The sequence below is a fragment of the Pseudomonas sp. RP-B7 genome, from assembly GCF_059803535.1.
Genome location: NZ_JAPFHC010000037.1, coordinates 25553 through 38847 on the forward strand (window position 1 = coordinate 25553; position 13295 = coordinate 38847).

The 13295-nt window shown below is 60.7% G+C and carries 8 protein-coding genes and 1 pseudogene; 3 read left to right on the forward strand and 6 right to left on the reverse strand.

Annotated features, from left to right (window positions below):
- Positions 1-1464, forward strand: a complete 1464-nt coding sequence (locus tag OPU96_RS25065) for an N-acyl-D-amino-acid deacylase family protein (protein ID WP_226457253.1) — start codon at positions 1-3, stop codon at positions 1462-1464.
- Between the two features lie 30 nt (positions 1465-1494).
- The gene (locus tag OPU96_RS25070; protein WP_498559898.1) at positions 1495-1863 is read left to right on the forward strand and encodes a glyoxalase superfamily protein; all 369 of its coding nucleotides are present in this window, start codon (positions 1495-1497) and stop codon (positions 1861-1863) included.
- Between the two features lie 638 nt (positions 1864-2501).
- Here the strand turns inward: OPU96_RS25070 and OPU96_RS25075 are convergent.
- The 3 genes and pseudogenes from OPU96_RS25075 to OPU96_RS25085 all read right to left on the reverse strand — a co-directional run bounded on the left by OPU96_RS25075 (position 2502) and on the right by OPU96_RS25085 (position 10229).
- Positions 2502-3365 (reverse strand): methyl-accepting chemotaxis protein, encoded by an 864-nt coding sequence (locus tag OPU96_RS25075; RefSeq protein WP_429480038.1) that lies wholly within the window; start codon positions 3363-3365, stop codon positions 2502-2504.
- Positions 3357-4421 (reverse strand): annotated as a pseudogene (locus OPU96_RS25080) (methyl-accepting chemotaxis protein); the annotation flags it as partial. The gene OPU96_RS25075 and the pseudogene OPU96_RS25080, both read right to left, overlap by 9 nt.
- A gap of 171 nt (positions 4422-4592) precedes the next feature.
- Complete coding sequence (locus OPU96_RS25085) at positions 4593-10229, reverse strand: membrane-targeted effector domain-containing toxin (RefSeq protein ID WP_498559899.1); 5637 nt, start codon at positions 10227-10229, stop codon at positions 4593-4595.
- 199 nt (positions 10230-10428) lie between these two features.
- Here OPU96_RS25085 and bamJ point away from each other — a divergent pair, with 199 nt between their 5' ends.
- A complete protein-coding gene (gene bamJ, locus OPU96_RS25090) occupies positions 10429-11046 on the forward strand; it encodes a BamJ family beta-barrel-assembly machinery protein (RefSeq protein WP_192300611.1) in 618 nt (205 codons plus the stop codon).
- Positions 11047-11190: 144 nt separating this feature from the next.
- Here the strand turns inward: bamJ and OPU96_RS25095 are convergent, their stop codons facing one another.
- The 3 genes from OPU96_RS25095 to OPU96_RS25105 form a co-directional block, all read right to left on the reverse strand.
- On the reverse strand, positions 11191-11448 hold the full coding sequence (locus tag OPU96_RS25095) for a PA4570 family protein (RefSeq protein WP_056858344.1): 258 nt from the start codon (positions 11446-11448) through the stop codon (positions 11191-11193).
- A gap of 159 nt (positions 11449-11607) precedes the next feature.
- Positions 11608-11949, reverse strand: a complete 342-nt coding sequence (locus OPU96_RS25100; RefSeq protein WP_027617845.1) for a zinc ribbon domain-containing protein YjdM — start codon at positions 11947-11949, stop codon at positions 11608-11610.
- A 174-nt stretch (positions 11950-12123) separates the two neighbouring features.
- A complete protein-coding gene (locus tag OPU96_RS25105; RefSeq protein ID WP_192300610.1) occupies positions 12124-13092 on the reverse strand; it encodes a polyprenyl synthetase family protein in 969 nt (322 codons plus the stop codon).
- Positions 13093-13295 lie beyond the last annotated feature (203 nt).

Sequence of the window (13295 nt, forward strand, 5' to 3'; positions counted from 1 at the left end):
ATGAAGTACGACACGCTGATTCGCCAGGCGCTGATCATCGATGGCAGCAACACCCCCGGGTACATCGCCGATGTGGGACTGTGGGAGGGGCGCATCGCGGCGATCGGTGATTTGTCGCAGGCAACGGCCACGGATCAGATCGACGCCACGGGGCGCGTGCTGGCGCCGGGGTTTATCGACGTGCACACCCACGACGACACCATGGTGATCCGCCAGCCGCAGATGCTGCCCAAGCTGAGCCAGGGGGTGACCACGGTGATTGTCGGCAACTGTGGCATCAGCGCCTCGCCAGTGAGTTTGCGCAGTGACCCACCGGACCCGATGAATTTGCTGGGCACGCGTGAGGCGTTCACTTATCCACGGTTTGCCGATTACCGCGCGGCCGTGGAAAGTGCCCATCCAGCGGTCAACGTCGCGGCGTTGATCGGCCACACGGCGTTGCGCAGCAACCATATGGACGATCTGTATCGCACCGCCACGCCGGACGAAATCACCGCCATGCGCGAGCAATTGCAAGACAGCCTCGCGGCCGGCGCCCTCGGCTTATCCACAGGCCTGGCCTACGCCAGTGCGTTTAGCGCCGAGACCGATGAAGTGCTGCAACTGAGTGAAGAACTGACGGCGTTCGGCGCGGTGTACACCACCCATTTGCGCAGTGAATTCGAGCCGGTACTGGAGGCCATGGACGAGGCGTTCCTGATCGGCCGGCACGCCAAGGTTCCGGTGATCATTTCTCACCTCAAATGTGCCGGAGCGGGTAATTGGGGGCGCAGTCCGCAGCTGTTGGCCGCGCTGGAGTCGGCGGCGAAAACCCACCCGGTGGGCTGTGATTGTTACCCCTATGCGGCGAGTTCTTCGACCCTGGATCTGAAGCAAGTCACCGACGCGTTTCGTATCACCATCACGTGGTCGACGCCGCACCCCGAGTTGGGCGGGCGTGATTTGCAGGACATCGCCGCCGAGTGGGACGTTTCGCTGATGGATGCTGCACGTCGCCTGCAACCGGCGGGGGCGGTGTACTACGGGATGGACGAGGCGGATGTGCGCCGCATCCTCGCGCATCCATTGTCCATGGTGGGCTCGGATGGGTTGCCGGAAGACCCGTTCCCCCACCCACGGTTGTGGGGCGCGTTTGCGCGGGTGCTCGGGCATTTCAGCCGGGATGTGGGGCTGTTCCCGCTGCACACGGCGGTGCACAAGATGACCGGCTTGTCGGCGGCGCGGTTTGGCTTGGCCGAGCGTGGCGAAATTCGCCAAGGGCACTGGGCCGACCTGGTGCTGTTCGACCCGTTGCGCGTGCGTGATGTGGCCGATTTCAAGGACCCGCAACGGGCGGCGCAGGGCATTGACGGGGTGTGGGTCAACGGCGTGTTGAGTTACTGCGAGGGGCAGGCGAATGGCCAACACGCCGGCCGGTTCCTGGCGCGCAATGGCGATTTGCGTTGTGGTTTTTCGTCTTTATAGTGGGGGCTTTTCATACACGGAGCGGTTGCCATGCACTTAGGAAAAGTCATCCCCATTTTGCGGATTTTCGACGAGGCCATGGCGTTGGAGTTCTACGTCGAGTTCCTGGGGTTCAAGGTGGATTGGCAGCATCGTTTCGAGGCGAATTTTCCGCTGTATCTGCAAGTGTCACTGGGGGAATGTGTGTTGCACCTGACCGAGCATCATGGTGACGCCTCGCCGGGCGCAGCGGTGCGAATTCAGGCACAAGGCGTGGACGCCTATCAGCAGCAGTTGCAGGGCAAGGACTATCGCTATGCCAAGCCTGAGGTTGAGCCAACACCGTGGGGCTCGCGGGAGATGAGCATCAAGGACCCGTTTGGGAATCGGGTGGTGTTTGTTGAGGAAGGTGAGGGCTGAGGGGAAATCGCAGGCAATAAAAAACCGCCTTAGTAGGGCGGTTTTTTTGCAACCCCCGTTAGTGACCGGGGCTGCGGCTTCACTGGAAGCGCTGACCTGCAACGCGGATAGTAATGCCGGTTTTTGTATCACGCAAGGTTTGACGGTGGTCGGCAATATTTTTGCTAGTTGTCATATTTTTTTGTAAGCCTGACCGAAAAAAATTGCAATAAATCAGCTGCTTTTTATTGAGGGATTGTTGTGACCTGCCACACCTTTTACCAAAATGTTGGTTAGTATCACCTCCGTTCCAAGTATGTCGTTTTGCAGGTGGCTGGGTGTGCGCGCGGAATTATGGACCGCCCGCCACGGGCTAGTAATCCGTGCCGGATTCATGCGGGAGGAACCAAAGCCCGGCTGCCTCATTGGAAGCGCTGACCTGCTTCCGAAGGCTCACGTGTTCCGGTAAGTGCGCTGGAGGTAAGGCCCAACTCACGGAGGGCCGAGTATGTCTAAGTTTGCACGACGTACGTGGAACCTCGTAGTGAACTGCCTGCGTGCTTATCACGTCTGGAAGTTCCTGCGGGACAGCTTCGATGACCGTTAAGGTCTGAGAAGTGGAGCCGCCTCGGTTCAGGCCGAGGCGGCTTTTTGGTTTCCTACACCCGGAAATGGCTGACCATCTGCTGCAACTGGCTACCCAAACGCGCCAATTCAACACTCGATTTCGCCGTCTCGTCACTCGCCGTTGCCGTCTGTTCCGAGACATCACGCACGTTCACGATACTGCGGCTGATCTCTTCTGCCACGGCACTCTGCTGCTCGGCGGCGGCGGCAATCTGTTGGTTCATCGACTGGATGTTCGACACCGTGCGGGTGATGTTTTCCAGGGACACACCGGCCTTGCGCGTCAGCTCGACGCTGCTGTCGGTGAGGCTGCGGCTGTTGTTCATCACATTGGCCACTTGCTGGGTGCCGTTCTGCAAACCGGCGACCAGGCCTTCGATTTCCTCGGTGGATTTCTGTGTGCGCTGGGCCAGGCCCCGCACTTCATCGGCGACCACGGCAAACCCACGACCGGCTTCACCGGCACGCGCGGCTTCAATCGCGGCGTTGAGTGCCAGCAGGTTGGTCTGCTCGGCCACGGCCTTGATCACGTCCATCACGCTGCCGATCTTGTTGCTCTCTTGTTGCAGGTGCGCCATGGCGTCGGTGGAACGTGCCACTTCGGCGGCCAGGCGCTCGATCTGGGCGATCGCTTCACCCACCACCTTGTCGCCTTCGCGGGCTTGGCCGTCGGCGTCGGAGGCGGCTTGGGAGGCTTGTTCAGCGTTGCGCGCGACTTCCTGCACGGTGGCGGTCATTTCATGCATTGCGGTGGCAACCTGATCGGTCTCGATCTTCTGGCTGTTCACCCCGGCGCTGGTTTGTTCGGTCACGGCCGACAGTTCTTCGGCGGCGCTGGCGATTTGTGTCACACCGTCGCGGATACCGCTGATCAACTCGCGCAGGGTCGTGCCCATGCGCTGGATGCCTTGTTGCAGCACGCCCAGTTCGTCGCGGCGGGTGACCTGGATGTTGTGGCTCAAGTCGCCGGAAGCGATGCGCTCGACCACGGCCAGGGTTTCCTGCAGTGGGCGGGTGATCTGGCGGGTGATGACCAGTGCGGCGATAACACCGACCAGCAGGGCCAGCAAGGTGCTGATCAATTGCAGGCTGCGGGCCTGGGCGCTTTCGGCGTCGCGGCGCTCAAGCTGGATGTCGTAGAGCTTGTCGCTGATGGTGACGATGTCGGCACCTTGGGTGGTCATTTCTGCGCGAGCGCTGACGATGTTGGCGTTGGCGGCCTTGTAGCTTTGTACGGCGGAGCGGTAGGCGCCGAGGGCGGTTTCAAGCGAAGCCAGTGCGGTTTGCTGTTCGGAACCAAAGACGGCGCTGAGCTTTTTCAAACCACTGATGGCTTTTTCGATTTGTGCGGCGGCGCGGGCTTCGGTTTCGGCGTTGACGTTGCCGGTGTAGCCACGCACTTCATAACGAGCGAGCTGGAACTCTTCCTTGGCCTGGGTCAGTGCCTGGTACTGGACGAAACGCTCCGGACTGTCGGCCATCTGCTGCACGCTGGTGTCCAGGGCATTGATCTGGGCGTTGGCGATGTCGGCCTTGTCACCCATGACCTGGCGCGCGGCGTTGCCGTTACGGTAGGCCTCGCGCATTTTGTTCAAGGATTGCTGGTAGGCGGTGATGACGCTTTTCTGCTCGTTGAGCAGCTTGAGGTTATCCGGGCTCTTGAAGCTGTCCAGCAGCTTTTGTTGCTGGGCAGCGAAAGCGTCCAGGTTGGTCTGTACGGTTTGTGCCACGGCTTCGTCACCGTTGGCCAGCATGTATTGCAGGCGCACGATGCGCAGCTTGGTCAGCGAGGCATTGAGCTGGGTGATATCGCTCATCCAGTTGCTGCGGTCGATCAGGCCGCCCAGGCTGGTCCAGCCGGTCAGGGCCAGGATCGAAGTGAGGACCAGTACCAGGCCGAAGCCCAGGCCGAGTTTGAGGTTGACGCTGATGTTACCGAACCAGCTGTTCATCGAATGCTCCGCAAGAGTGATGTCTGTTTGCTGGTTGATGTTGTTGTTTGAGCCAGCCGAGGTGTAGCGGGTTATCGGCGGCAAAACCTGAATCTGAAATGCTATTTCGGCTCATCGACGCAGGGCGCCGATGAGTGGTTGCGGGAGAATTGGGTTACTGGCTCGTGGGGTTTAGCCGACGTGATTCAGGCCAACACCTCTGGGCGGAGGGGTTTTGAGCATATCGACCAGTTGCGATAAATAGAAAAAGCGCTGATGACGCTGTTCTGGCCAGCGCTCGATGAGGAACTGGCCCTTGTCGTTGATTTGAATGGGGGTGCTGACAATCTCATTGCCACGGGACATGTGCACAAGGTTGATCTCGGTGGAGGTTCGGCGCTCGACGATGAAATGCCCGGGTGTTGTGAGTCTGCTGCGGTCCGGCGGCGCCGGCACGCTTGGCACTTTTCGCCCAGGAATACCGACGTAGAGCGTGAAGTCACTGCGCAACGCCACGCCCTTACCTTCCTCGAACGATTCCCACGCCCCCTGGTGCAACGGCCTGGCCAGTTCCGGGGCGCTGTCGCGCACATGCAGGCTGACGGCATCCTGCAGCGTGGCGAGGCCCGGCACGCCCAGGTGCGTATCAGTGTGGGTGCTGCCCACGAACGCGACCCACTTGTGCGGCCCTTGGGCGAGTTGGTCGGCCTTGATCACCTCGTTGGCGAAGTAGCTGAACATTTGGAGGCGCGGCAAATCGCCATTCAGACCTTTGATGTAATAGGTGGCCGTGCAGTCCAGCGCTCGTATGCGTATCCCGTATTTATTGGCTTTCTTGACCAGGTGAGTGTAGGTGTCCGTGCCCTCGTAAAGGGGCATCTGGCCTCGGTCCAACTGCCGGAGGTAGTTCTCCAGGATCGACGGCATCTTCGAGGTGCGGTAGTAGGTTTCCAGGGCTTCCTGATGCAGATCGGTCAACAAATGCTCGAGGTACAGCGTCTTGACCCCCAGCTTTTTCAGGTGCTTGAAGTATTGGATCAGCAGGCGCTTGCTGGATTGCGCGGTATGGGCCTCGCCGATGACCAGCCCATTGCGCTGTTTGAACAGCCGTTCAAACAATACGCTCTCGTCTCTTGCGCTGGTCAGCTCGCCCAAGGCTCTGCGTTGGGGCAAGGTGAGGTCGGCGAAATGCGCTTTGGCAGTGGCGTACAGGCGCTGGCGGGTCTCGATGAAGGTGTTCATTGCCCTGGCATTCTCTGGCTGGGCGTGGGAGTAACGCGAGTCCAGGCCACGCCGCTCCAGGCGCATCTGGTCGATGTTCGCGCGCATCGGCGCCGGGATGTCGAACGCCGCGTAATGAGAGACGGTGCCCGATGCTGGCGTGAGGCTGCTCGGTGCGCGCAGTGCCCCATGGGTTGTTGCAATGGATAGGGCGTAGTCACCTCGGGACTGGGCGCTGCTGTGTGTGTCGGGCCACAGGCCGGTCGGCTCCCCAGGCGCCACGTCGTGAACGCGCAGCGCTGGCGCCTGTTGCAACTCCGCCAGCCCGGCAATGCGTTCGTAACTGCCCAGGCGGTTGGTCTCGACCAACGCCAGCCAACCTTCGTCCGGGTTGTGTTTCAGGTTGAGCTCGATAGCGGTGTGAGAGTAGAAATTGCGCAGCTTGCTGCTGCGCGGCACAAAACGCGCGCCTTCGCCCAGGGCCAGCACGTGGCCCATATGGTATGAAACTGCAGCGTCCAGGCCGTCGATGGCGATGTTCAGGCGCTGGGTTTCGAGCAGCAGTTTGCGGTACGTGAACGGCGCATCCGCTGCGAACCCCAAGGCCTCGTCCACCTGCGCCAGATGCCGCTCGATCTGTTGCAGGGCGTGGGCTTTGTTGCCGTTGAGCTGGTTGTTGAGGACTTTCAACTTGCGATGGAACAGGTCGCGGGGCAGGTTCTCGATGTACACCCGCTTGAGTCCCTGTTCCGCCAGGCCTGGCAGTTGTTCGATCAACAGCTGTTTACTGGCGATGGAGTTGTCGACGGCTCCGATTATCAAGCGCTTGTTGCGGCTGAACAGGCTCTTGAGAATGTCGCTGTGGGCTGCGTTGCTCGCCAGTGCGGGCAGTGCGCTTTTCGGCGCCGGGGCCGGTAACGCCTGGTAGAACGCGTCGGCGTCTTCGCTCAAGCGTGCGACGTTTTGTTCATAGGCCGTGCGCAGTGGTTGCGCTTCGATAAACGCGTTGCCTTGGGCAGCCGCCGCGTCCTGCCCCCGGCTTTGCATGTGTGTTTGGAAGCCTGAGTCGAGCAGGGTGCGGAAGGTCTTGGCCTGATCGGGCGCTACGTCGAAGGCCTCCAACGGGCTGCTTTCATCCGCCAGCAGCTTTTCGTATTGCTTGCGCCCACCCCCGGGGACGCTGAAGCGCACCCACTGCCCATCACTGTTCTGGCTGACCAGGCGTGCGGTCGAATGGAGCTGGCCGGTCAGCGGGTCGTGGCGATACAGCAAGTAACGGCCCAAGGCGTCGGGAGTCTGCGATACCCACAGTGGCTGCCCATCAAACAGGATGGATTGCATGCCTTCGGGGTTGATCGCATCCAGTTGCCTGAGCGGCGCACTGCCGACGGCGTGTGAACTGGTCTGGATGACGGCACGCAGGGGTTTGAAGCTGCTTTTGAGCAGTGGGCGCAAATCGAACAGCACGGCCCCCATAGCATTGGCCAGGAAGCCGACGTAGTGCTCAATCGCGGCTGCCCTGTCGTTCTGGTGATAGGCGTTGAGGGCCAGCATGGCGTCCTTGAATGCCAGCAGGCCGCCCAAGGTCAAGCTCAGCAAGGGGAATGGCATCGTTGCAATGGCCGTTACCCACTCGATACAGGTCCACAGGATGCCGGTAATCATTTGGGTGCGATTGATCGTTGTGCCGTGCACGTCATCGATGGTGCGCTGCAAGCTCATGTTGTATAGCTCGTGGCGCAGATCGAGCAGCGGCGTGACGCGGCTTATCGAGTCGTGCCGAGCCGGGCTTGGGGTGGTGCGGTCGATGTCATCCGGCAGGCCGTTGCGGGCATTCTCCAGAAACAGGTGCACTCTGCGTATCGACGGCAACGACACGCGAGAGCACCAATAGCCGGGCATGCCCTCGACTTTTTTCAGCAGGTAGTTGAACAGCTTCGCTTCGCGAAAGTTGACGCCGTCCGGAGCGTTGGGGGTGTACAGCAACACGGGATAGTCGGCGTGGCTGAACAGGTAGTTGCCCATCACCCAATCACCGTCGATAAACAAGCGGTGGACTTTGTAGGTATTGCGCGTGGTGCTGCGGGTATCCGACAAGCTGTCGATGGCCTGGTTGAGCCAGCTCAGGTCGACACTGGTGATATGCCCCTTGAGTCGGGCCTCCAGCGCGGCACTCTGCATCTGCAATTGGTGAATCGCCAGCACCGCACTGCGTCGTTCGTGATAACCGGGGCTGTCGCTGGATTGCAGGCGCTGGCGCACTTCATTGATATAGTGTTCTCCGACCCATACGCCGGTGACCGAGCGGGCAACGTTCTGTGCAGTCAGCGGGCTCAGGTCTACGCCCCTGGGGCCGCGAAAGACCGCGGATCTGGAAAACTTCTCGTCGAGAAAGCCGATGCCGTCTGCATAACCGTCGCGGTACAGGGTGGTGTAGGACAGTGGTGTTGGCGGCGCACCGAGCAATGTCCGTGGCGAGTAGGCGAAGACGCTGTCCGGGTCGACGTCATTTTTGGAGCGTCCCAGCAGTCTGTTCAGGCTGAGCCTGGCTTTATCGCGCAAATAGCTGTCGAAGCTCGGGAAATTGGCTTCGGCATCGGGTCTGGCATTGTAGGTGCGCAGGGCACCTTCGATGTTATCCGCCAGGGTGATCAGCCGGGTTCTGTCTTCCAGGGAGGCGTTACGAAACCAGGCTGGTGAGCTGAAACTGTAATCATCCAGTTGCAGCGCCAGGCGGTGTGCGGCCATCGCGTCCAGGCAATCGGCGTGGCTGCAGGGTTTGCCGAAGGTCACCTCGCGGTGTTCTTCGGCATCGGGGCGCAGGCTGATCGCCTGGATGAAGGTGCTCATTTTCGGGCGGAAGCGCAGCGGCACTTGTTGCAGTACGTAATTGCTCATCGTGTGAGGTTGATCCAGCCAGCCGATGATATGGGTCTGGCATTCGCGCAGGCTGCTGAAGGCGAAGAACTGTTGTGCGCTGGGGGCGTCAGGGGTGCACAGCAATAGGCGTTTGACCTGGCCGTGAGCATCATCTTCGCGCAGCAGCCACAGGTCTCGCAGTTGAGCGCCGTGCAGCAGCACGGTTTGTGCGCAGAGCTGCGGGCGGGGATTTTCGCGCAGGTCTGCAAACAGCTGCACATCGTCCGGACTGAGGTGGCCTTGCAGTTGGGCAATGTAGGCCAAGGCGACCAGGCGCTGATCGAAAAACGTGCGGGCCGCCTGTTTGATCTGCGGCGTGCCCAGCACGGTTTTTTGTGTGTCGGCAAAGTCCAGGCGTGGTTGCAGGTCTTGCAGCAGGGGGATCAGCACTTGCGGGGTGAGTCGGGCATAAGCCATATCGAGCGGGGCGCCGGCGTAGCTCAAGGTGCTGTGTTCAAGGAAGGCTGAGCCCGGCGCACTGTCGCCGGTGTGCAGGCCGCGCAAGGCCAGTTCCACCAGTGAACGCTGCTGCTCGTAGGTGCCGACCGGCGGCACTGTGCGCCGGGTTGTGATGCGCAGCAGATCCGGGTCGAGGTCGTGGATGTCCAGTTCATCGGCCAGTTTCTCGGCCCATTGGTGCCGGGCGAGGGCCTGGGGCGTTGCCGCCGGGCCGAACAGATTCATGAACGCCTCGCGCGCCTGGTTGTAGTTGCGCAGGTGTTGGTCGAGGGTGTCGCGAAGCGGCTTGCTGGCGCTGCGGTACCAGTCGGGCAGGGCGTAGAACAGGTCGCGCTCAAGCAGTCGCTGTGCGCGAAAGTCCAGGCGCAACGTCAGGTCGGGCAACGCGGCTTGGATGGCGTTGTCGAGGTGCTCCTTGATGTGTGTGGCGTCTGCATGGCTCAGGGCGTAATTGATGTCCTGTTCACGTTTGTCGAGCAGGGCTTGGTAGACGTGTTCGAACAGCGGTTTGTCCTGGATCGGAAGTAAGGTCAGTGGCCATATATCAACGGTATCCAGGTGTTGGTAGCGCACAGGCAGGTGACGATTGAACTCTGCCCGCCCGGTGGCGAGCGCCATCGCAGATTGCAGGCCTTGGTCCAGGTCGTGCAGTGAGTCGAAGGCTTCCAGACCCCGCGCGGGCGTGAACAACAAGACCGGCCCCACGGGGGGCGCTGCTTGCAGGCTGTCGACGACGGGGTTGGCCTGGCGCGTCAGCACAAACGCACCGGCGAACGTGACGGTCTGTTCCTGGTAGGTGAAGGCCAGGGCGTACATGCCGGGGCGGAAGGTTGGCCCCAGCGAGCAGTTTTCCAGCATCTGCTGGTCGGCGGGGGACAGCAGGTTGTCACTGACGTTGAGCCGGGTTTCCAGTTCCAGCGCGTTGATGCCGGCGGTGAAGGTCAGATAAGTCTTACGGCTCTGCCCTGCGACGGCGCTGGTTTCATCCAGCGCCTTGAGGCGGCTGTTCAGGTCCGGTGGGATCACATCCTGATACAGGGCACGCGCCTGGCTCATAAACGTAGCGTTGATACGCTTGAGGTCAGTGTTGAGCTGTTGCAGCGTGGCGTACTCCGCCGGCAAGGTAACGGGGCGTTTGCTCTGGCTGCGCAGGGTGGGGTCAATCTCCAGCAAGTGGGCGTGAATCTGATCAAGCGTGGGCGCGGCATCGCGGGTATTCGGCGTACTCATTGGCACAACCCCTGAGGTGGTGAGTGGAATCACCAGCATGGGCAGCGCAGGGGCGTGTTCGGCAGTAGATAGGTATGTCGGTGCGCTCATCAAGGCACGGTGTTGTGTGCTAGTCTGCTGGCCCTTTTAGTTTTGGGTGACAAGGAACGCGCGGCTTTTGTGCGGCGTTTTCAGTGTTGTCCTACAGCGGAGCACCTTCATGTCCGAAGTTAATCTGTCCACCGACGAAACCCGCGTCAGCTACGGTATTGGCCGTCAACTGGGCGACCAACTGCGCGACAACCCGCCACCGGGTGTGAGCCTGGACGCCATCCTGGCTGGCCTGACCGACGCTTTCGCCGGCAAGCCAAGCCGTGTTGATCAAGAGCAAATGGCTGCCAGCTTCAAGGTTATCCGCGAAATCATGCAAGCCGAAGCGGCTGCCAAGGCCGAAGCGGCTGCTGGCGAAGGCCTGGCTTTCCTGGCTGAGAACGCCAAGCGTGATGGCATCACCACCCTGGCTTCCGGCCTGCAATTTGAAGTGCTGACTGCCGGTGAAGGCGCCAAGCCAACCCGTGAAGACCAGGTACGTACCCACTACCACGGCACCCTGATCGACGGCACTGTGTTCGACAGCTCCTACGAGCGCGGCCAGCCTGCAGAATTCCCGGTTGGCGGCGTGATCGCCGGCTGGACCGAAGCCCTGCAACTGATGAATGCCGGCAGCAAATGGCGCCTGTACGTGCCGAGCGAACTGGCTTACGGCGCTCAAGGCGTTGGCAGCATCCCGCCGCACAGCGTTCTGGTGTTCGACGTCGAGCTGCTCGACGTTCTGTAAGACCTGCTGATTACTGCGGGAAATGGCTTGTGTGGGAGCGGGCTTGCTCGCGAAGACGGCGTGTCAGTCGCACATTTATTGACTGACCCACCGCTTTCGCGAGCAAGCCCGCTCCCACATGAAGCTCGCTTCCACAGGATGGGCTCATGGATGGAATTTGCCATTCAATTCAGTGGCCGGGCGCAACGCTCGGGCATAGCAGAACAGAAACAGATTGCGCACCACTTCCTTCAGTACCCCGGGCTCACTTGAGCTCAAGCCATTCACGTCCAGGTCGCCCTGGTCCTGCAGCTCGCTCAGCGCTTCTTCTTCCAATACCGCACAGACTTCGCCGGTTTCCCGATGCAGGATGCGCAGGTAAGGGTGTGGGCGGTCCAGCCAGGCGTCTATCAAATAAGTCATGGTCGTTCTCCTTGATGGGTTTCAATGAGAATAATTCTTATTCGTAGAATAGCAAGTGCCTATTGGCGGTTTGTGGTTTTTTCTGTGTGGTTATTGCGCGGGGTCAACCGGGAGGGCGAAACGCCATCCCGCGGCGGGCGCGGGATGGAAGTTGCAGGTTCAGACCTTGCGGACGAACTCGGACTTGAGTTTCATCGGGCCGATACCGTCGATCTTGCAATCGATGTCGTGGTCGCCATCGCACAGGCGGATGTTCTTGACCTTGGTGCCGACCTTGACCACCAGGGAGGTGCCCTTGACCTTGAGGTCCTTGATCACGGTGATGGTGTCGCCGTCCTGCAGGACGTTGCCCACAGAGTCTTTCTTCACGGTTTCATCGCTAGCCGCTTCGGCCTCGCCATTGGCGGACCACTCGTGGGCGCATTCCGGGCAGATCAGCTGGGCGCCGTCTTCGTAGGTGTATTCGGAATTGCATTTCGGGCAGGGTGGCAACGTGCTCACTAAAGCTCCTTGTAGAGTCAGGGATGGCTAAAAGTCGCACATTATATAGGGTTTTAGCGGCGGGAGGGGCGGCTTGGCTCGGTCTAATGTGGGAGCTGGCTTGCCTGCGATATCGGCAGTGAATTCACTAAAGCTATCGCAGGCAAGCCAGCTCCCACATTAAACGGTGTGCAATCAGTGCGTACGGGCTACCGCAAACTCACTCAGCTCAACCAGTGCATCCCGGTATTCGCTGGCCGGCAGGGCTTCCAGGCATTGAATGGCGCGGGCCACGTAGTCACGCGCCAATTGCGCGGTGTAGTCCAGCGAACCCGAGGCCTCCACGGCTTCGCGGATGCTTTCGAGGTCTTCGATCCCGCCTTTCTGGATCGCCTTGCGCACCAGGGCCGCCTGTTCCGGCGTGCCTTCGCGCATGGTGTAGATCAGCGGCAAGGTCGGTTTACCCTCGGCCAGGTCGTCACCGACGTTCTTGCCCAGGGTCTCGGCGTCGCCACGGTAATCGAGCAGGTCGTCTACCAATTGGAAGGCCACGCCCAGGTGGTCGCCAAAGGTGCGCAGGGCTTCGGCCTGTTCGGCGGTCGCGCCACACAGCGCGGCGGCGCTATGGGTGGAGGCTTCGAAGAGCATCGCGGTTTTGCCGCGAATCACTTCCATATAGGTTTCTTCGGTGGTGCTGGCGTCACGCACCTTGGACAGCTGCAACACTTCGCCTTCAGCGATGATGCGGGTGGCCTGGGACAGAATCTTCATCACCGGCATCGAACCCAGTTCGACCATCATTTCGAACGAGCGCGAGTACAGGAAATCGCCGACCAGCACGCTGGGGGCGTTGCCCCACATGGCATTGGCGGTCTCGCGGCCACGGCGCATGCCCGACATGTCGACCACGTCGTCATGCAGCAGGGTCGCGGTGTGCAGGAATTCGATAGTCGCCGCCAGCAAACGCAAGTCGTCGCCTTCGCGACCCAGGGCCTTGCCACACAGCAACACTAATAAAGGACGCAGGCGTTTGCCGCCCGCCGACGTAATATAGTCGCCAATTTTGGAGACCAGCGGCACTTTGGACGTGAGCTGTTTCTTGATGATGCCGTCGACGGCGCTAAAATCGTCCGCGACCGCGCGGTAGAAAGCTTGGGGTTGCATCAGCTACAGTCGCTCCAGAAGGGTTGCGCGGCATGCTAGGACCCTGACCCCGCAGTGTCAAGGCGCGATAGACGGCCCCTTGCAAGGCTTCTATAGCTTGCGTACAATCGCGCACCCTGAACTTCCTGGGCAGCACCTGCCTTACGCAATTGCATTCGGGACGTCCATCCCATGCAGCCATGCCAGCCAATACCTCTTCTTAT